Raw genomic sequence first — 19,942 nt, 5'->3', positions numbered from 1 at the left:
ATGCGCCAGCACCGCCCGATTGACCATGATCGCCACAGTCGGATCATGCCACCGGCCAGACGCGACGCCTCACCCGCTATCACGCACCAACTCGTAAAAGCTGGCGTGACGTTGAGCGGCCTGGCTGTGGCCAGCTTTACTCGACGCCTTGGACATACGGGCATCTCCGGCATGTGAGCCGTTCGAGGGTCCCTGTCCCACCCCCACACCTCTAATCCCTCAGGGCTCCACTGGCTCGATGCCTCCGCAAGAGGCCTGTCAGGCACCGGTGGGCCTGTCTCACAACGCACGAAAGGCATCTGAGCATGCGACGGTACGTTCTCACTGGCACGCCTGGCGCGGGCAAGACATCGATCCTGCGGTGCCTGGCAAAGCACGGCTATGAGGTTGTCGAGGAAGCCGCGACCGCAGTCATCGCACGAGCGAGGCTCAGGGCGAGGGCGAGCCGTGGACACGGGCATCCTTCATCGATGAGGTCGTCGATCTGCAGAAGCCGTATCCGCCGCCCCGCCCACGACTCACCCGGGGGGACCCGGACACTGGGGTCGACCCTCCCGCGAACCGGAGCCAGCCGGAGTGATCACGCGGCCCCCGGACCCAAGGACACGCAAGAGCCCCGGACGGCTCGGAGGAGGGCCGTCCGGGGCGGGCTGAGGCGGAGTGTGAAGGGCGGTCGCCTCTCGGCGAGTGGCTCCGTGGGGCTTCAGCCGAGCGGTCGCCCGATGGGTGAGTGGTCCGCGTACCGGCCGCACGGGAGGTGAGGGCTTGCCCGTGCTTAAGTGGTCGATGGCGCCACCTCCTCGGTCAGGTGCTGCTCCGGCTCGGGGGCGGGACGTGGCGCGAACATCAGGCGCAGTCCCAGGACGGCGCAGAGCGGGCCGAGGGCGCACATCGCGGCGGCGCTGATGAACGCGGCGCCCAGATTCCCCCCGTCGTAGCCGAATCCGCCGAAGTACGTGGCGAAGGCCGACGCGAAGCCGAAGAACATTCCCGGGATGAGAGCGAACGGCTTCAGCCGGCCGGTTGCCAGCAGGGTGCCGTTGACGAAGAAGATCACCACGCCCAGCGCGAGGGTCCGGGCGAACTCCCCGGTGCCGAACATCGTGCCCGTCTCCCGGTTGAGGAGCACGGCCGCCACCGCGAACCCCGCGCCCGTCGTGGTGGCGGTGATCATGGAGATGGCGTTGGCGATGCTCGGGCCGCCCTGCAGGAACGTTCCCGCCCAGGTGATGAAGATCGCCCAGGTCGGCATGTGGAGCGGGCTCAGAAGCAGGAGGACCGTGGCGAAGGCGACGATCGAGGCGCTGACCTCGTGTGGCAGTCTGATGCGTCCGTTGCTCATGGCTACGCCAATCCGCCCGGCTTGGCGAGCAATTCCCTGATGCCCGTGTCGATGAACGCGGTGTCCTCCGGGCTGCTGCCGCCGCCGGCGAAGTGGCCCCAGATGCCGGGGATCACGCGGAGTTCGGCGCCCGGTATGTGGCTGACGGCCCAGGCCTCGTCCTCCGGCGGGAAGTAGAGGTCCTTCTCGGCGGGCATGTCGAGTGTGGTCGCCTTGATGGAGCCCAGTGCTGCCTCCGTGTCCCCGTCGAAGCCGGGGGTGAGTCCGACGTCGCCGTTCTGCCAGGTCCAGAGCATGGTGAGCAGGTTGTTGGGGTCGCGGCCGTCGAGGAAGAAGCCCTCCCAGAAGCCGATCAGGAAGTCCTCGAGGGAGGTGTAGCCGAGCTTCTCGTACTCCTTCTCCCAGTAGAAAGCCTGCGAGAAGCCCCACCCCGCGTACACCCGGGCGAGGGCGCGCAGTCCGGTGGTGGGCCACTTGTCCTTGTCGTACCAGCCGCCGTTGAAGACCGCGTCGGCGGTCAGTGCGGCCTTGACGCCCTCCAGGAAGACCTTGTTGTGGGCACTGGTGCGCGGGGAGCCGCAGAACGGGGCGATCCGCTCGACCATCTCCGGGTGGCTGACGGCCCACTGGAAGGTCTGTCCGGCGCCCATCGACCAGCCGGTCACCAACTGGATCTTTTCGACGCCGAATTCCTCGGTGACCAGCTTGTGCTGGGCCTCGATCTGGTCGTACACGGTGATGTGCGGGAAGCGGGCGCGGTCGTACGGCGGCGGTGTGTTGCTCGGCGAGGTGGACAGGCCGTTGCCCAGCATGTTCGGGACGATGATGAAGTACTCGTCCGGGTCGAGGGCCATGCCGGGGCCGATGAGCCACTCGTTGTCCCAGTGGCGGCCGGAGTACCACGTGGGGTAGACGATCACGTTGGACCTGTCCGCGTTGAGTTCGCCGTAGGTGGTGTAGGCGAGGTGCGCGCCGCGCAGGGTGGCGCCGTGCTGGGTGGTGAAGTCGCCCAGCTGGAAGGTGAGATGGTCACTGCTCATGGGGCTGCCTTTCGAGACGTTCAGGAAGTGACGGCGCACTGGCCGCGGTCGGCCTTTCTCGGGCCCTCGGCCGTCGGCCGGATGTCGAAGTCGAAGATGGCCGTGGGGAGGTAGAGGGTGCTGCACGCGTTCGGGATGTCCACGACGCCGCTGAGGCGGCCCTCGATGGGGGCGGAGCCGAGCAGCAGGTAGGCCTGTTCGCCGCTGTAGCCGAAGGTCTTCAGGTACTCGACGGCGTTGAGGCAGGCGTTGCGATACGCCATGGTCGCGTCGAGGTAGTGGTTGGTGTCGCTGGCGTGGTCGACGGAGATGCCGACGAACGAGATGAACTCGGTGTATTGCGGGGCGACGTTGCCGGGCATGAAGATCGGGTTGGTCGTGACTCCGTACTTCTCCATGCCGCCCTTGATGAGGTCGACGTGCAGGTCGATGAAGCCGCCCATCTCGATGGCGCCGCAGAAGGTGATCTCGCCGTCGCCCTGGCTGAAGTGCAGGTCGCCGCCGGAGAGCAGGGCGCCGGGGACGAGGACGGGGTAGAAGACCCGGGAGCCGCGGGTGAAGTTCTTGATGTCGTGGTTGCCGCCGTTCTCCCGGGCCGGGACAGTACGGGCGCCCTCGGCGGCGATCCGCCTGCCGATGTCGTCGCTCGCCGTTCCGGCCAGGGCGTTGTCGGCGAGGGGTGGCAGCGCGAGGGCCGGCACCCGGTGCGGGTCGGTGTCGATGAGGGCCTGCTCACGGGCGTTCCAGCGGGCCAGCAGTTCGGCTGAGGGTGCGGTGCCGAAGAGGCCGGGGTGGGTGATCCCGGTGTAGCGGACGCCGGGAATGTGGCGTGAGGTGGCCTGCTGGCCGTGGAAGTCCCAGACGGCCTTGTAGGAGTCGGGGAAGTGGTCGGTCAGGAATCCGCCGCCGTTGTCGCGGGCGAAGACGCCGGTGTAACCCCAGCCCTGACCCGAGCCCTCGCCCTCCGCCTGCGGCACGGGGCCCAGGTCGAGGATGTCCACGACGAGCAGGTCACCGGGTTCGGCGCCCTCTACGGCGATGGGGCCGCTGAGCATGTGCGCATGGGTGAGGTCGACGTCGCGGACGTCGTTGGCGGAGTCGTTGTTCCCGATCTGGTTGTCGGTCCAGTCCCGGCACTCGATACGGAACTCCGAGCCGGGCCGCACCGTGACGGCGGGCGGGATGTCGGGGTGCCAGCGGTTGTGGCCGGGCACTTTCTGGTCACGCATGGACAGGGCCTGGTCGACGCTGAAGACGACTTCGGGCATGGACTGCCTCCGTAATCCGGTACTGCGCGGTGCGTGTGGGGATCAGGGCCTGGGGAGCCCGGCCTGACGGGGATCGGCCGACGGGGTCGGCCGGCGGCGGGCCGGGGGGACGTCGGTGACGATCCGCGGCTCATGGGCGCTGGCCTCCTGTGCGTGCAGGGCACGGGCCAGGGGAGCGGAGGTGCGGGCGAGCAGCGGGGCGGTGAAGACCCGGCGGGACGGGCCTGCGCAGTTCTCGCACGGCTCCTCGGCGAGAGCCCGGCCGATCGGCCGGGCCATGTCGAAGGGGCCGCAGCCCGCACAGCGGTACTGATACATGGCCATGGGCTATCAACCTCCAAAAGCTTTGAGGAAAAAGTATTTCCAGCCGAAGCAATTGGGCAAGGGGGTCGCGTGTTGCACACAGGTAAAAAAGAACTCCCCGCGGGTCAGGGAAGCTGCTGCAGCACGTCCCAGCGCAGCCCGTCGGCCGCCGCGAGGAAAACCCGCTGCTCGAGGTGGCGGTCACGGATCTGGACCGTGCCGCGGGGGCTCTCGTACTCCAGCCCCTCGGCGGTCGCCTGGATGCGCCGCACATCCGTGTCGCCCGCCCGGCGCAGCAGTTCGGTGAGCATGCGCACGCCCTCGTAGCACGACTCGCCGAGGCTGTTGAGCACCGGTGCGCCGGGGCCGAACCGGCGGAAGTAGGCGGCGGCGAAGTCGAGCCCGGAAGCGGTCGGCAGGTCCTCGAAGTAGCCGGCCGAGGTCATCAGGCCCCGGGTGTTCTCCGGGCCGGTGGCCAGCAGGACGTTCTCCTCGATCAGGGAACTGAACCGGATGAGGTCGCGGTCCAGCCCGGCCGCGGTGAAGGCGCGGTTGAAGAGGACGGCGTCCTGTCCGATCAGCAGCATCAGCACGGCCTCGCAGCCGCTTGCCGCGACTCGCGCGAGGACGGGCCCGAAGTCCTGGGTGCCCAGCGGCACGTACATCTCGTCACAGACCTCGCCGCCCAGTTCGCGCAGATAGCGGTGGGCGGCACGGGCCGACGAGCGGGGCCAGACGTAGTCGTCGCCGACGATCGTCCAGCGGCGGATGTCCAGTTCGCTCGCGAACCACCGCAGCGCGGGCCGCAGTTGACGGTTCGGGGTCTCACCGGTGAGGAAAACGCCCGGGGAGCGCTCGCCGCCCTCGTACAGTGCCGTGTAGACGTAGGGCACCCGGCCGTCGATGCGTGGGGCGACGACCTCGCGGACGGCGGAGATGTGCCAACCGGCCACCGCGTCGACGACGCCTCCGGAGATCAGGGCGTCGACCTCCGTGGCCACCTGCTCGGGCGGCGCACCGCCGTCGACGAGCACCAGGCGAACCTCCCTGCCCAGTACGCCCGATGCCGCGTTGACCTCCTCGGCCGCGAGCTGGGCGCAGCACTCGCAGGAGGGGCCAAAGATGCCGGCCGGGCCCTGGAGCGGTATCACCAGGGCGACATCCAGTGCGTCACGGGCCCGGTTCACCGGGGCGCCGAGCCGGACAGACGCCTTCTCGATCATAGGCGCTCACCCTAGCCATTGCTTGCTACGGGAATATTTCACAGCGATAAGGAAAGGACTGTATCGTGGAATCACTCCACCCGTAGATCACGACGACTCTGGCAGGGCGATGACCACGACCACCCCGGCGGCCGTAGCCGATCTCGACCTCGCGCGAGCGCTCACACTCGTCGAGCGCAGCGTCGTCCTACGGCTCGGTGAGGCGCTGAAGGCCGAGGGCGGCACGCTCGAGGAGTGGCGAGTGCTGTCGTTCCTGGGCGACGGCGAAGGCCATGCCATGACTGAGATCGCCGAGTTCGCGCTGCTGTCCGCGCCCACCCTGACCAAGGTCGTCGACCGCATGGTCTCCCTGAACCTCGTCCTGCGCCGGGTCGACGACCAGGACCGGCGGCGCGTGCTGGTCTTCGCGTCCGAGCGGGGCAACGAGGCGCTGGCCCGCTGGACGGCGGCGGTCGAACAGGAGCAGGAGGGCATCGTGTCCGCTCTCGGTGCGGAGGAGACGGCCCTGTTGAGGGCGTTGCTCCAGCGGGCCTCCCGACGCCTGATGTGAGCTGTCGCGCGGTGCGGCGCGGGTGCGGTGTCTTCCGGCCGGCTGCTCGACGCCGGATGTGCAGGCCGCGCGTCCTGCGCCCATTCCTCGAAGGCGGGGCCTGATTACGGACCTGCGTTCTGCAAAGTCCGCGGCGCCCCGCTGGAGGGACCGGTCAGGAGGTGACCCTGGGCGGTCGCGGCACGGATTGCCTGGGCGTGCGGACATACCGCGGACCGAGCCGGCCGTGTTGTCCAGTGGCCTGCGATCCCACTGTCCTTTGCCTCATCGAGGCCTCCTGATGGAGCGTCAGGCGTGCTGCGATGCGGCTCTGGAGGCCCGGCCGGACAGGGCGTGCTGTTGTATGCGGGGACGGCGGGCCGTACTGGGAATTGCCGGGCCTGAGCAGCCCTATCCCGACCGTGGCCGGCGGAGGAGGATGTGGTGCGGAGTTTCGAGACGGGCGAGACGGTCGTACGGCGCGACGTGCACCGCTCGGGCCGGGTGTGGAGCGAGCAGGCGCTGCGGGTTCTCGCGGACATCGACGAGGCGCTGGTGACCGCCTGTGCGCCCGGGGCGGAGGCCCGCTGGCCGGCCCTGTACGCGAAGGCCCGCGACGACGGGGACCGCTCGGTGCGCACGGAGGCATTCGAGGCGATGGCGACCGGCCGGTGGGAGCTCGCGGACGCGGTGTGGCAGGAGACCGACCTGCTGCTGTGGAAGCCTCCGGCGGCCTGGTTCAGCATCAACGCCTTCTTCGTCCCTGACGGCGCCGGGCGGCGATTGCGGAACTGGTACGTCAACTTCGAGCACCCCACCCGGCGTACTGAGGCCGGGTTCGACACCTTCGATCTCACCGTGGACCTGCTCATCCACCCCGACCTCACCGGCTGGGAGTGGAAGGACGAAGACGAGTACGCGCACGTGCGCCGCCTCGGTATCGTCTCCGACACCGAGCACCAGGCCGTCGACGGCGCCCGCGCCCAGGTGCTGGCGATGCTCGCCGACCGTGCCGGTGTCTTCGCCCACGCGGAGCGGTGGGCGGCCTGGGCGTGGGAGCCGGCCTGGCCTACGCCGCGCCTACCCCGGCCCACGGTGGCCGCGGAGAGGGTTGCACCGGAGGGCGGCTGAACCCGCTTCTACTACCTGACGACCGTCAGCCCCGCTGGGCGCCGTGGCCTACGGCCGGCCTTCGGTCAGCTGGCCGGCGGTGTTCTCGATCCACAGCAGCGTCCACTCGACTCCGACTTCCCGGCCGCGCACGAACGTCTGCGACGGGCCGCCGCCACGATCGAACCAGGCACCCCTGCTCAGCCGTTCATCGAGGCTCTGACCGAACTGGTCCAGGCGCAGGCCGGCACCAGCGGCTTCGTCGGCCTGCACCAATGGGTGGAGATCCTGGAACAGCACTTCCCACCGGAGCTCCCCGACCCCGACCGCACCACCGAATAGACCGGCCACGGCGCCGACCACGCTGCCGCCGACCCCGTCCATGACTCCGACCACGGCTGGTCAGCAGGTGTTACGACGCCAGCGCGACGGTGACGTCCAGCGGGGGACGTCGGCGGGGGAGAGATCGGGGCGGGCGCGGTGCAGGCGTGCGGGGTGGCGCCATCGGTCAGCAGCGTCGCGGGCGGCATCGACGCCGACTTCCACCACCAGCTCGGGTTCCACCAGCGTTTGTTCAGTGTCTCGCGACTGCCCCACCCAGCGGAGAACGACCAGCCGGTCGACGGATGACCGTGCTGCGCCGAAGCAAGCTGGCCGGCTGACGCTCGGCGGGGGGCTTGTTGGTGTGTTGGGTGGTCGCTGGCCTGGTGTGTTGTTGGTTCTTTGAGAGCTGGGTGGGATGGCTTGGGGTGGGTGGTCGGGGGTGTGGGCTGGGGTTGTTGGTGGTGTGTTGAGAGGGGGTGGGGCTTGTTGTAGGTATTGGTGGGGCGAAAAGGCTCGGCGGGTGTTTGTGCTGGTCAGGGGTGTTTTGTCTGGTCGGGGGGTGGTGTTGTGGTGTGGCGGGTTTCCTGATCGGTTGTGCTTGGTCGGTGGGTGCGCGTACGGATCAGGGGAGGCCGGGGTGCGGTTAGAGCTGCAGGTTGGGCTGGGTGCGGGGGAGTTGCGGTCTTTGCAGGGCTGGTTGCGTGCGGATCCTGTGGTGCGCCGGTCTGTTGTGGTGGGGGTGCGCGGTGGTGTGCCGGGGCCGGGGGATATGGGCACGGTCCTGGATGTGCTTGAGCTGGTGACGGGTAATGGGTGGAGCGCGGCGTCGTTCGTGCTGGCGGTCGCGGCGTGGCGGCAGAGCCGGCCGCAGCGGCCGCGGGTGGAGATCCGGCGCGGGCAGACGGTCATCGTCCTTGTGGAGGGTTCTGAGGAGGAGATCGCGCGGGCGGTGCGGGCACTTGAGGCCGTCGGCGGCGGTGGGGGCGGGGATCGGTGAGTGTGCTGCCCGATCCGGGGGCCTCGAGGGCCGTGCTGGTGGGCACGAGCCGCTTTGAGTATCTGGAGCCGTTGCCGGCGGTGGCGAACAATCTGCGGGCTCTGGCCGATCTGTTGTGCAGCCCGCTGTCGCTGCAGCTGCCCGCCCAGCACGTGACTGTTGTGGAGGATCCGGCTGCCGCGCACACGGTGGTGGGCGCGGTGCGGCAGGCGGCCGCCGAGGCCGGCGACACACTGATCGTCTACTTTGCCGGGCACGGACTGGTCGATGCCCAGGATCAGCTCGTTCTGGCTCTGCCGCATACCGAGTTCGGCCGTGTCGAGACCGGTCTGCCCTATGACTGGGTGCGCCAGGTGCTGCTGCTGGATTCCCGGGCCGAGCGGCATGTGGTGATTCTGGACTGCTGTTACAGCGGTCTGGCTTTGGGGAGGATGAGCGCGGGGACGGGGCTTGCCGACCAGGCGGCGGTGGAGGGCAGTTTCCTGCTGGCGGCCGCCGCCGAGACCCGTACTGCTCTGGCGCCGGTGGGGGAGACCTACACGGCTTTCACCGGGGCTCTGCTGGAGGTCCTGCGGCGGGGGATACCCGGCGGTCCCGCGCTGGTTGACCTCGGGGTGCTGTACCGGCATCTGCGCCTGACGATGGAGGCGCGCGGGCATCCTGTTCCGCAGGCGCGGGACCGCAACAGCGGTGCCCAGGTCGCGCTCGGGCGTAACCACGCGGATCTGCCCGCCGCGCCCGCTGCTGCGGCCGGTGCGGACGCGGCGGAGCGTCTCTGGCCGGATCCGCGCGCGATCCGCACCGTGACCGGGTTCTTCACCGCTCTCGCGGAGGTGCGGGTGGTCAGTGGACTGACTCATCGGGCGGTCAGTGAGCGTTCGGCCGGACGCATGGCGGGCGGCACCGTCGGCGCTTTGCTCAACCGCAGCACTCTTCCGGCGACTTGGGGTACCACGGCCGTCTACCTTTCAGCGTGCGGCGTTCCCGATGAACAGATCACGCAGTGGCAGACCGCCTGGCAGCAGCTGCGCGCGCAGAACCTGTCGGCCAAGACGGCGAGCCCGGAAGTCGCCCGTGATGGCGGCGGGCCTGAGAAGGATAGAGCGTGGCAGCGCCCTTTGTCGGCCTTGCGCCGCAGGCGGGATCACTGACCGGGGACCGCAGAGGCCGAGACACTGGACGGCTGGGGGTGGGGCGTCTTGTCCGAGCTGTCGGAGCCGTCGGAGAACAGGGTGTTCCATGCGGCGATGAGCAGTACAGCGGCGCCCAGGATGAGCCCCAGGGACGGCTTCTTCCATCGGCTGGACGTCGAGGATGGCCTCACGTAGTGCGCTGCCCGGTAATAGCCCTTGCGGGACTGCGCCTTCGTCTTTGCTCTCGCCACAGCTACACGCCCCCGTCCAGTGCGACTGCCTGCCAGGCAGAGTTTCGCAGCGATGGGGCCGTGTCACTTCCTGAACAGCTCAGTGCGGCTGGTTTCGCACTGTTGCGGGAATGGGGGGGGCATCTGGGTTGGGCGGTCAGCGCTTTGGTGTGGGGCGGCTGTGTTGCTCGGCGAGGTGGTCGAGGCGGATGGCGTCGAGTGATTGCTTGGTGATGCGTTCGGTGCCGTCGTGGATGGCGGTGATGGCGGTGATGGCTGCTTGGCGGATGAGTCGGGTGAGGGATCCGATGCGGCCGGCGGTGCGCTGGTGGAGGTAGGTGTGGTGGCGGGGGAGGGTGCCGGGTGTGTGCTGGGTGAGGTCGAGGTTGTTTTCGATGTCGGTGATGACGTCGCGGAAGGGTTGGCGGGTGCCGTGGCGGGCGGGGAGGGGGCCGCAGGTGATGAGGGTGGCGCGTCCGGCGAGTTGGGCGCCCCGTGTCCCGCTGAACAGGGGTGTGTCGGTGACGTTGATGCCGGCGTAGACAAACGTGGCGGGCAGGCGTTCGGTGAGGTCTTTGAGCAGGTCGGCGGTTTGGGCGCCGGTGGTGGTGCGGGGGTTGAGGCGGTGGATTTCGTCGATGAGGACGAGTTGGATGCCGGCGGCCTGGTAGGTGTGACAGACGGCTTCGGTGATCTGGGTCTGGGTCATGCGGCTGGTGGTGGGGATGCCGAGGTTGTTATCTCTCGCAGTCTTGTCCAAGATTTCTCGCATTTGGATGTCTTGCAATGGGACTTGTTGAGCAGGGAAGTTGGCGGCGGTGGCGGGACGTTGCGTGAAAGATGATCGTGACAAGTCATGCAAACACGCAGGACATCGTGGTGAAAGTTCCTATAGAGGTTTGATCTTGTGTGGTGTCTGCAGAGTCCGGCCGTGGATGTCCACGTGTGTGCGGGTGAATGCAGGTACATCTCTGCGCGCGGAAGAGACGCTTGCACCAGTCGGTGCAACTCTGCGTGTGCGGAGCGGGGCGCGTCGGTGAGTGCCAGACCGTGACGGCCGACGGTACAGCTCTGCGTGCGCGGAGCGCACGGCTCGTCGAGCGTCCAGGAAATGCGGTGCGGCGGTGCATCTCTGCGCGTGCAAAGCGGACGACTTCGGCTCCGAGCGGCCGTTCTCCCAGTTCGGTGCATCTCTGCGTGTGCGGTGGTCCAGGTCCGGCCGACCTTGAGCAGAGCGGTGGTTGGTGCAACTCTGCCTGTGCGGAGCGACCTCATATTGATTTGTGGTCGTGTGGCCGATTTACCGCCTGTTGGATCCGTGCTGACCGCTCTGCAGAAACACTGCCCCCTCCGTGAGTTGGGGATGCGTGTGGTATCCGGTTTTCGCTCGAGTCGGTGGCTCTGGGCCTTTTATTCCTCTCTGGGCTCGGCTTCGGGAGAGCGCGGCGCTCGACCGCGGGCGTGCTGACGTTGGGTGCGAGAGCTCTCTTTGGTGACTCATGGTTCGCCCGCGCACGGCAGGCGGCTGCGCGCGGGCCGGCAGTTGTTCCATAGCTGCGTTCTGCGGTTGGTGGCGCAGGTCAGGGGTTGAGGTTGACCCTGATACGGGTGAGTTGTTCCTGGACGGTGGGTTCGTGGCCGGGCTGCAGGCCGGCGGTCTGGCTGTATTCGCGCCACTGGGTGAGATCGGTGGTGCGGGGCCGCCGAACAGGCCTAGGACTAAGGCTGAGTTGAGGGTGCACAGGCGCTGTTCGAGCCAGTCTTTGCGGGCCAGGAGGGTGTCGATGGTTCCGGTGGGCCTCTGACTGGTCAAGGCCCGCACGATGCGGGTGCCCTCGCTGGTGTACCAGTCGCCGTTGGCCGGGTCGCGCCTCAGGTCTGCTCCGTTGAGGAGCTGGTGGGAGGGCAGGGACAGATTGACGGGGGCGTCCAGGGAGCAGTCCTGGCCGCTGGCGCTCCAGTTGTACTCCTGGACGACCGGCACCGCGTGCATCGGCCGTCCGTCGGCGTCGCGGGCGATGTCGCGCGGATTGGTTGCGGGCGGCGGGGGCATGGTGCCCGTGTCCGGTGTCGTGCTCCAGCGTTCGGCCAGCTCGTGCAGTTGCCGCTCGTGTGTGGAGCCGTCGCCGTCGCCGTAGCCGAGCTCGCCCAGGAAGTTGTGCAGGTACTCGCGTGCCTGGGTGACGTCGTCGCCGGTCATGGCCCTGCGCCGGGGGCGGGCGGGCGGCTGCGGCGCGGGGGAGGAGGAGTCCGGCGTTGGGGTGTCGGTGTCGGCGCCGTAGTCGATGAACCACATCTCGTGGTCGCGGTCCTCGCGCTCGAGGGGGCGTTGGGGGAGGTCGGCGAGGTAGATGCCGTGCCGGGAGGGGATCTCGGGCATCCAGCGGCCCATGAGGGTGCGTGAGGCGAGGAAGTCCATGGCGGGCTGGTAGTGGGCGGCATCCAGTAGCCAGCTGTGGATGAGGTGCCACTGTTCGGCCTGTCCCTTCCACTCCCTTTCGGTTCCGCCGACGCTGTCCACCGTGGACTCGTACAGGACGACCCACTGATGGCCCTGGTCGTCCTCGCGTACCGCGAGCTGGCCCAGGTCAGGCAGCCCGGTGTCCTGTTGCAGCCAGTCGGCGAGTTGGCCGGGGGCGGGCAGTAGGGGTGGCGGGGGATTCCACCGACCGTCGAGAGCGGTGGGAGGAAAGGTGGCGTGAGTGGCGTCCACCGTGGCCGCCTCCCCGGGTTCGCTGTTGGTGGTCGCGGACAAGGGGTGCGCGGCAGGGGGCAGGGTGGGATCGATGTCGATCAGCAGCAGCGCTTCGGCACCTGGATACTGTGCGGGATCACCGGCGTCGGCCTGGATCACATGCCGGTGGTTGGCCAGGCGCTCCACGAGTTCGTGCAGTCCCAGCCACTGGTACTTCTTGCCGACGCGTTCGGCCTTGTGTCCCTCGCGTCCGAGGCCGCCGCCGCGATCGTTGTCGAAGGCGGCGAACCGTTCGGGGCTCCATCCGCGGTGTGCGGCGTTCTTGAGAATCCAGCGGCTGGCCCAGTCCTTGTCCACCGGTGTTTCCGCGAGTTGCTCCTGGCTGGTCGGCGGCTGTGCGCACTGCTCAAGCAACTGCCTCTGCTCGTCCGTCAGCACACGCTGCGCCTGCCAGCGTTCGGCGAGCAGCCGGGCGACCGACTCGGGTGTGCCCAGCACCTCGCGGACGGCAGTGGGCAGACTCTGGGCGAAGGCCTCCACCTGGTCGGGCACCAGCACCGGGGGCCGGTGGCGCCGCTGGTAGGCAGGGTCCGGGGCGGGAACGGTCAGGGGAAGCTGACTGAAGGTGCTGACGGCTGGCTTGACCTCATAGGTCGTGAAGTCCGCCAGACTCAGCAAAGAGGTACGCAGACTTCCCCACAGCCGCTCGTCGTCCGCATTCCGTGCCGGGTAGCGGGCGTCGATGACCGCCTCGTCCGGTGCCTGTCCGGGCTCGGGGCAGGCATGGGGGTGAGCGCAGCGGGCGGCGTCGTCCGCCGAGACCAGCCCGGCCTCGAAGGCCTCCCGGATCACGCGGGAGGCGGCGTCGCACAGCAGCGCGTTGACGGACGCGTGGGCGGGCGAGGTGACGTCACCGTAGACGTGGTCGAGCAGCCGCGCGGCGACGTCTGCCAGGACGGCTGGATGTCCGGTGCTCGCCCGGGTACGGGCCACCACGCCGTGCGCCACCACGGCGAGCCGCTCGAAGACGTAGGCGTCGTCGACCTGGCGGGCGTCGGTGTGAAGGAACCGGTCCAGCAGCGCGGTGAGGACGGCCGGGTAGCCAAGCAGCAGCTGGACCAGGGCCTTGGTGGCCCGGTCCCGTAGGAAACGGTTGGAGGAGACAAGCGTCCACACCAGGGCGGTGGCCGCCAGCCGCACCACCTCCGGCTCCGGGGGCTGATGGGCCACCGCCGCCGTCACGGTGCTGCCCGCGCGCCGCGGTGTCCACGATGAGGCCGCGGCGGTGGGGGAGGGGCGCAGCTGCTGCGGGGCGGGCAGCTGCTCGGCCCAGCGCAGCAGCCGGTGCAGCGCCCCGGACCGCTCGAGCACGTCGTAGACCGCCAGGCCCCACGTGACGTCCCGGTCCGCCGGTGCCATCGCACAGAGGGTGCGGTGGAGATGGTCGGCGTTGAGGAGATGGTCCGTCTGAGCGCTCACAGCCAGGCGGGCCTCCAGGACCATCGGGCCCAGGTCGAATTGGTCGGCCGCCTGCTCGAGCAGGGCGGCGGTCCGCTCGCTGACACTGCGGGCGTCGCGCAGCGCCAGGGTGCGCACCAGGCTCACATACAGGGCGAACCTGCTGCGCCCGCCGGGACCGGCGGCGGCGTCGGTGTCCTGTCCAGCGCCGAGGAGATCGATCAGCTCGCGGCCGGTGCGCTCGGCCAGCAGTACGGTGGCCGCCTCCACCAGGTTCGGGGAAGCTTCCTCCAGCCAGGTTCGCAGCTCCGACGTGGGGGTCAGCACGCCGCTTGAGGCGGCGGCCTCTACCTCGATGCCATGCTCGGCGAGCATGGCATCGACGATGCGGTCGTCGCTGAAGGCCTGGTACCCGAATCCGTATCCGGCTTCCGGCTGCCCGCCGACGGTGTGGAAGCGCTCGCTGGCCAGCACCCCGTGCGCCACCATCTGCCCGAGCAGGGTGTCAGGCCACCGGGTCAGGTGCGTGGCGAACGGTGCGATGATCTCCCGCACCTGCTGCTGGGGCAGGACCTCCTGGCCCGCCTTGGCCATCTGCCGGGCGAGTTCCTGCACGGCGCGCTGGGCCACCCGCTCACCCGCGTCCAGGCGCAGCGCCAGATGGATCTGGTGGGCCCTGCGATCGAGGAAGCTGTTGAACACCGCGCTGCGGTGCTGGGTGCGCGCGGCGATGCCCCGCTGATTCTCCGGCAGGGCCTCCAGGCTCTCGCAGTACAGCTTCACGAACAGGGGGTTGGAGAAGGCCGGCGCGAGCAGCGGTGTGCGCGGCAGCGCCGACGGTGCCTTTTGCAGGTAGCTTTCCAGCGCCTCCACCTCGTGCCCGGCAAACCCCGGCTGCTCCGTACACGGCACATGATGGGCCGACACATCGGCCGGCAGCACCACGTCCCTGAGGGAGGAGCGGCACGAGACCACCACCGCCACGTGGTCGTACGGTTCCGTCTGGGCCCACAGCTGCGGCAGCCGGCTGCGCCATCTGCCCGGCTCCTCGGCATCGTTGAGCGCGTCGATCATCAGGAGAAAGCGTGTGTTGGACGCCGCTCCGGCGGCGTCCAACGCCTGCAGCAGCACGGTGTGCGGCACATCCCCCAACCCCAGCTGCCGTGCGACCTCCGTCAGGGGATCATCGGCCGCCATCAGCTCGCCGAACACCGTCACCGCAGGCCGTCCCGCCTCAAGTGCCCGGCGCGTGGCGTCGACCAGCAGATGCGTCTTGCCCTGTCCCGCCTCACCCAGCAGCACCCATGCCTTGGCCTCCGCTGCGCGTGCCCCGTCCGACCGGCACAGGTCAGACAACCGATCGAGCGTCATGAACAGACGACGGCCTGTTGAGCGGAAGGCACGCTCCCACGGCGCGTAGGCGGTCAGCTCAATTAACTCGTGCTGCGCGCTGGCGAAGTAGTACGCCACCTCAGTGACCTCTTCGATTGCTGAGACGATACGATCGGCGGGCAGACCCGCCGCGGCGACCGACGCCACCGCCAGGTGCAGTTCCTCCCCGAGGCGTGACAGCTGGGCCAGCAGTCCTTCGATTTTGGCCACGGCCGACGCGAACCGGCCGGTATCCGTGCCACGCCCCGGCGCCGGTCTTGTCCGCCACTTGGAGGGCTGAGCGTCGCGCACGGTCGTGCGGAACGCCTCCACCAACTGCCCCACGTGCTCGATGAGTGGGCCTGCCAGAGCGCACGCGTCCAGCGTCGAGGCGATCGGCAGCGGGATGTGATGCTGAGGCGTGTAGCGATCGTGGGCGATACGCGCTGCCCGTTCGAACTGCTCCCGCAGCCACCCGGAGCCCAGGGTGCGCTGCTGGAAGAAGAACCACCGTCGGCCCTCGTTTCCCGGAGCCAGCAGCCGCTCCAACAGTTCTCCGCTGCCCAGGAGCTCCACCTCGATGTCAGAAGCTCCCTCCAGCTGCGTCTTCCAGCCGGCGACTGCCTGCTCCCACCTCTGGCGGGCCCCGACCACCGGCTTGCCCTGCCGCAGATGTGCGGGATCCGGCAGATCGATGCACACCATGAACACCATGCGGGTCACGTTCCGGCGGGGCCGGTTCTTCCCCACGGCCTCCAGGCTTTTCCGGGCCAGGGGCAGGAGATCATCGATCTCGTGCACGTACTTCACCTGAAAGCCGTGCGCCCGCCCGTCCGGGGCCCGGTTGTACCACTCCACCCCGCCGTCCGGTGCGGCTGTCTTGATGGTCCGCCAGCCCGGCTGGGCAGGCTCCCGCAGCTGGAAGCACAGCTCTTCGAAGGCACGGTCCTGGCTTCCCGCCCAGGACCGGATGGTGCGCCAGTCGACCGGGTGAGTGGCGTGGCCGTCGGACAATGCAGCTCTCCTGCGCTCGCTTTACACAAAGAGGACGAACAGCCTATGCGACGAGCCGGACGTGGGAGGCCGGCGAAGCCGCGACGGTGACCGCAAGCCATGGCCGTGCACGCCGACCGGACGACGATCTGTGCCCGGTCCTTCCACCCCTGCGCGCCGAGGTGAACCCCCGCCGTGGCACAGCCGGCGGCGCGCCGTGGAACCCTCACGGCTGCGTGAGCGAGCCGTCCGCGAAGTCCAGACCTCCAGCCGTCCGGTCGCTCACGTCGCGAAGGACTTGGGCATCCACAAGGAGGCTCTGCGCGGATGGGTCCGCCAGGCCGAGGCCGACAAGGGTGACCGGACTGATCTGCTGACCACCGCCGAACGGGCCGAGCTGGGCCAACTCCGCAAGGAGATAGCCGAGTTGCGCCGGGCAAATGAGATCCTGAAAGCCGCCTCGGTGTTTTTCGCGAAGGAGCTCGACCAGCCCCGCACGAGGCTGACGCGGTGATCAACCACCTCCGCGGCGACTTCGGGGTCGAGCCCGTATGCCGGGAACTGGACCTTTCGGTCTCGGCATTCAACGCACGCCGCCGACGCCCGAAGTCCGCCCGGCGACAGCGCGACGAACAGCTCATCGAGCACATCCGCCGCATCCATGACGCGTCCGGCGAGACCTACGGAGCCCGGCGCATCCACCGCCAGCTGCGGCGCGAGGGCATCACCACAGCCCGCTGCACTATCGAGCGCCTCATGCGCGAGGACGGCCTGGAAGGCGTGATCCGCGGCCAGCGGCGCCGCACCACGATCCCCGAGCCGTCCGCGCCGAGGCCGCCCGATCTGGTCAACCGGCGCTTCACAGCGAACCGGCCGAACCAGCTGTGGGTCGCCGACCTCACCTATATCCGCACCTGGTCAGGCTGGGTCTACGTTGCCTTCGTCCTGGACGTGTACTCGCGGATGATCGTCGGATGGCAGCTCGCCACCCACATGCGAACCGATCTCCCTCTGGACGCACTGGAGATGGCCCTGTGGCGGCGTGGCATCAAGAAGGACTCGGGTCTGATTCATCACAGCGACCGCGGCTCGCAATACGTATCAATTCGGTACGGTGAGCGGCTCATTGAGGCTGGCGCGACTGCCTCCGTCGGTTCCGTAGCGGACAGCTACGACAACGCGATGGCCGAGGCCCTCAACGGTTCCTTCAAAGCCGAGCTGATCGAGCACCAAGGGCCCTGGCGAGACGCTGTCCAGGTCGAACGTTCCGTCGTTCAATGGGTCGGCTGGTACAACACCCAGCGCCTGCACTCAGCACTCGACTACCTCCCACCCGAGGAATTCGAGACCCAGCACTACCGATCTCAGGCAGCAATGAACGCCGCCTGAAACCACGCAAACCGGCCGCTACGAAACTCGGTGCAGCTCAGGTTCGGGGTGGGCGGTGATCCATGTCTGGAGTTCGTTGTGGCGGAACTGGTAGGCCGGGCCGCTGTGGCGCATAAGCCCGGCCGTGCAGGCCCAGTCGAGGAAGCGCCCCAGCCGGAACGGCAGCCATCGGCTGGAGCAGAGGAGGAATACCGTGTACCGGCGGGCTGTGCTGCCGCGAAGGAGCCCCGCGCCCAGTGCGGTTGCGAGGAAGTACACGATGCCGCTGAGGACTCCGTCGGTGCCGGCGACGCCGACTCCCATCATGGTGCCGAGGCCGACCGCAGCTGTGATCCCGAGGACGGCGTCGTCGTGGATGACCGCGCGGCTTCTGACGGCCCTGGGCGTGTCCACGGTGAGGGTGACGGTGAGGGTGAAGGTCAGCGCGTACGCGAGCGCGCAGACATATCCCAGAGCCAGCCCCAGATGCTGAGCCGAGTGTCCGGTGCCTCCGCCGAGAGCGGCCAAGAACGGGCCGCCAATGAGGATGACCAGGATGATGGGCACCAGTTGCCGGCGCCCGCGAGTCGCCAGCAGGCCGAGGTCGATGCGTGCCGGGGTGGAGGGCTGACCGATCACGGCTGCCATCACGCTGATGATGGCTGCGCCGATGACGAAGCCGGTCGCGGAGGAGGGAGCGCCGGCCGCCCGAGCGGCGCCGAACAGAAGGGCGAACGGCAGGAGGCTGAGGATGGCGTCGACGGCACGGAAGAGAGCGCGGGGGCCGGGTGGCCGCAGCAGGTGCAGGACCAGGTGGTCGCGGGAGGTCTGGGTGCCGTAGTTGCGGGCGACATGCATTGCGAGGTGGTGGAGCCAGCGGTGGATCTGCTCCGGTGGGTAGCCGTATGAGCCGGCTGACTGCGCGGAGGCGGGGATGTAGCGGCTGAGGAGGAACTCATCGAGGCCGGATGCGCTGGTGTGGGTCAGGAGTTCGGCCGGGTTGCCGCTGCGGTGGTACACCGTGGCCGAGAGGCACAGCCGCCATGGGGTGGACAGCATGCGGGCGCAGTGGCTGCTTGGTTGCGTCCGCAGATGGTGCAGGACGGGCTCCCAGCGCTGCGGGTCACGGGCACGGGCGCCCAGATAGGCGGCGGCCGTCGGCGCGTCGACTGGGGCAAGGGAGATCCGGGCAGCGTCGATGAGGGTGTCGGTGTGACGAAGCGCGTCGTAGTGGGCGGTGCGGCAGGTCAGGATGAGAGGGAGCAGACGAAGCCCGTCCCGGTCCTGGTAGGAGTTGAGCTGCTCAAGAGCGGCGCGCATCTGCAGTGCGGCGGGGCCGGGCGTGCCGTCGGGCCGAGTGGCGTCCATCTCGTCCAGGCCGTCGAGCACCGGCAGAACCATCCCGTGCTCGACCAGGTTCGCGGCGGAAGCGGCAGGCCACTTGTAGGCGTCGATCAGGCGATGGATGAGCATGCTGCGCAGCGGCACGCTGGTGTTCCACTCGATGAGCGGGATACGGACGGGGACCGGGTCGTTCTCTCCTCGTCCGGCAATCAGGGCGAGGAGCAGTTCAAGCGACAACGTCGTTTTCCCTGAACCCGCCGCACCGGTGATGACCAGGCGCGAGGGCGTGGTTGCACGGTAGTAGGCGGTGATGTCCGGCAGCGTCGCTTCCTCACCGGCATGGGCTTGACCAGCCAGAAGGGCCGTCGCGCCGCGGCTGGGCGCTCGCTGTAGCAGGAAGCGGATGTTGATGCGTTGGACGTCATTGCCGAGAAGCTGCCTGCGGATCAGGCCTACTTCCTCCACCACGATCCGGGCGAGTGTCCGGGCATGGACGACGGCCAGTTCCGCGTCGTCAGCCTCAACCTGTTTGGGCGCTCGCATGAGCCAGAGCCCAACGGTCGTCAGCAAGCCGAGTATTGCCAAGGCGCGGTCGAGCGACAGCATGCCACGGACGAAGGCCCAAAAGGTCCCTACGAAGCTGGCCGATAATCCTATCGAGATCGCCACTCGTGCGCGTGTTCGTCTGCCCCGGAACTGTCCCCCGACCCGAATCACAATCTCATCATGCTGCACCTCCGCAGTCCGAGACCATGTCTTCGCGGACATTCGCGCCCACCGGCTTTGCTACAGCAGGCCTCCGGTCGGGCCACGTGAATGCGCCCGGCGCTGAAGCACTCCCGAGGGAGAACAGTGATCCATCGCCGCGCCCAGCGCCACATCCTGAGACGCAAATGCGCGGCCGTGTAGGGGTCGTTGGCTGCGGCGTCCTCTTCGCAGGCGGCGACGCGACTGGGCCAGGCTTCATCGAATGGATCTACTTCACGATGGCAGCTTCAGCAGTTGTGGCAGTGGCTTCACGGCGTGGGATGGGCGCGCACCGACGGTGACCGACGCCATCATCTGTGTGCTGGCTGCTACTCGGCGGGCTATGGGGGGTCAGGCATGGACCGCGTACTACTGAGCTTGATCCGTTTTGACGGACACCCTCAGTGTGGTGGTCAGGCCGCGAGGGCGGTCTCATAGTCGGCAGGGCTGCGGTAGCCGAGGCTGCT

General features: G+C 68.6%; 15 protein-coding genes and 2 pseudogenes. 7 read left to right on the top strand and 10 right to left on the bottom strand.

The window, feature by feature from the left end:
• Positions 1–305 precede the first annotated feature (305 nt).
• On the top strand, positions 306–761 hold the full coding sequence (locus tag ACI2L1_RS43880; protein WP_404745088.1) for an AAA family ATPase: 456 nt from the start codon (positions 306–308) through the stop codon (positions 759–761).
• A gap of 14 nt (positions 762–775) precedes the next feature.
• Here the strand turns inward: ACI2L1_RS43880 and ACI2L1_RS43875 are convergent, their stop codons facing one another.
• From ACI2L1_RS43875 to ACI2L1_RS43855, 5 genes are all read right to left on the bottom strand, one after another.
• On the bottom strand, positions 776–1,342 hold the full coding sequence (locus ACI2L1_RS43875; protein ID WP_404745087.1) for a DUF1097 domain-containing protein: 567 nt from the start codon (positions 1,340–1,342) through the stop codon (positions 776–778).
• 2 nt (positions 1,343–1,344) lie between these two features.
• Positions 1,345–2,382: an alpha/beta fold hydrolase gene (locus tag ACI2L1_RS43870; RefSeq protein WP_404745086.1), complete on the bottom strand. Its 1,038-nt coding sequence runs from the start codon at positions 2,380–2,382 to the stop codon at positions 1,345–1,347.
• 20 nt (positions 2,383–2,402) lie between these two features.
• Entirely contained in the window at positions 2,403–3,650 is a 1,248-nt protein-coding gene (gene fmdA, locus ACI2L1_RS43865; RefSeq protein ID WP_404745085.1) for a formamidase, read from the bottom strand.
• Between the two features lie 42 nt (positions 3,651–3,692).
• The gene (locus ACI2L1_RS43860) at positions 3,693–3,974 is read right to left on the bottom strand and encodes a zinc ribbon domain-containing protein (protein ID WP_404745084.1); all 282 of its coding nucleotides are present in this window, start codon (positions 3,972–3,974) and stop codon (positions 3,693–3,695) included.
• 104 nt (positions 3,975–4,078) lie between these two features.
• A complete protein-coding gene (locus ACI2L1_RS43855) occupies positions 4,079–5,176 on the bottom strand; it encodes a substrate-binding domain-containing protein (RefSeq protein ID WP_404745083.1) in 1,098 nt (365 codons plus the stop codon).
• Between the two features lie 109 nt (positions 5,177–5,285).
• Between ACI2L1_RS43855 and ACI2L1_RS43850 the strand changes: the two genes are divergently transcribed.
• Positions 5,286–5,726, top strand: a complete 441-nt coding sequence (locus tag ACI2L1_RS43850) for a MarR family winged helix-turn-helix transcriptional regulator (protein WP_404745082.1) — start codon at positions 5,286–5,288, stop codon at positions 5,724–5,726.
• Between the two features lie 423 nt (positions 5,727–6,149).
• A complete protein-coding gene (locus ACI2L1_RS43845) occupies positions 6,150–6,836 on the top strand; it encodes a DUF402 domain-containing protein (protein ID WP_404745081.1) in 687 nt (228 codons plus the stop codon).
• A 48-nt stretch (positions 6,837–6,884) separates the two neighbouring features.
• On the opposite strand, the gene ACI2L1_RS43840 is transcribed toward ACI2L1_RS43845, so the two are convergent.
• On the bottom strand, positions 6,885–7,199 hold the full coding sequence (locus ACI2L1_RS43840) for a hypothetical protein (RefSeq protein WP_404745080.1): 315 nt from the start codon (positions 7,197–7,199) through the stop codon (positions 6,885–6,887).
• Between the two features lie 111 nt (positions 7,200–7,310).
• On the opposite strand from ACI2L1_RS43840, the gene ACI2L1_RS43835 reads away from it, so the two are divergent.
• From ACI2L1_RS43835 to ACI2L1_RS43825, 3 genes are all read left to right on the top strand, one after another.
• Positions 7,311–7,445 carry a hypothetical protein gene (locus ACI2L1_RS43835; RefSeq protein ID WP_404745079.1) on the top strand — a complete coding sequence of 45 codons (135 nt, stop codon included), beginning with the start codon at positions 7,311–7,313 and terminating at the stop codon, positions 7,443–7,445.
• 109 nt (positions 7,446–7,554) lie between these two features.
• Positions 7,555–8,136 (top strand): hypothetical protein, encoded by a 582-nt coding sequence (locus tag ACI2L1_RS43830; protein ID WP_404745078.1) that lies wholly within the window; start codon positions 7,555–7,557, stop codon positions 8,134–8,136.
• The gene (locus ACI2L1_RS43825) at positions 8,133–9,287 is read left to right on the top strand and encodes a caspase domain-containing protein (RefSeq protein ID WP_404745077.1); all 1,155 of its coding nucleotides are present in this window, start codon (positions 8,133–8,135) and stop codon (positions 9,285–9,287) included. Before ACI2L1_RS43830 ends, ACI2L1_RS43825 begins: the two co-directional genes overlap by 4 nt.
• On the opposite strand, the gene ACI2L1_RS43820 is transcribed toward ACI2L1_RS43825, so the two are convergent.
• The 3 genes and pseudogenes from ACI2L1_RS43820 to ACI2L1_RS43810 all read right to left on the bottom strand — a co-directional run bounded on the left by ACI2L1_RS43820 (position 9,281) and on the right by ACI2L1_RS43810 (position 16,037).
• Entirely contained in the window at positions 9,281–9,520 is a 240-nt protein-coding gene (locus ACI2L1_RS43820) for a hypothetical protein (RefSeq protein WP_404745076.1), read from the bottom strand. The genes ACI2L1_RS43825 and ACI2L1_RS43820 overlap by 7 nt on opposite strands.
• Positions 9,521–9,656: 136 nt before the next feature.
• Positions 9,657–10,232 (bottom strand): annotated as a pseudogene (locus tag ACI2L1_RS43815) (ATP/GTP-binding protein); the annotation flags it as partial.
• A 567-nt stretch (positions 10,233–10,799) separates the two neighbouring features.
• Entirely contained in the window at positions 10,800–16,037 is a 5,238-nt protein-coding gene (locus ACI2L1_RS43810) for a hypothetical protein (protein ID WP_404745075.1), read from the bottom strand.
• Positions 16,038–16,233: 196 nt separating this feature from the next.
• Here ACI2L1_RS43810 and ACI2L1_RS43805 point away from each other — a divergent pair.
• Positions 16,234–17,405: pseudogene (locus ACI2L1_RS43805) on the top strand (IS3 family transposase).
• Positions 17,406–17,423: 18 nt separating this feature from the next.
• On the opposite strand, the gene ACI2L1_RS43800 reads toward ACI2L1_RS43805, so the two are convergent.
• Positions 17,424–19,397 carry an NACHT domain-containing protein gene (locus ACI2L1_RS43800; protein WP_404745074.1) on the bottom strand — a complete coding sequence of 658 codons (1,974 nt, stop codon included), beginning with the start codon at positions 19,395–19,397 and terminating at the stop codon, positions 17,424–17,426.
• Positions 19,398–19,942 lie beyond the last annotated feature (545 nt).

The organism is Streptomyces sp. NPDC019531 (genome assembly GCF_044903305.1).
In the GTDB taxonomy this organism is placed as follows: domain Bacteria; phylum Actinomycetota; class Actinomycetes; order Streptomycetales; family Streptomycetaceae; genus Streptomyces.
The sequence above is the reverse complement of the archived record's forward strand: the minus strand, read 5'-3'. Positions and strand labels throughout refer to the sequence as shown.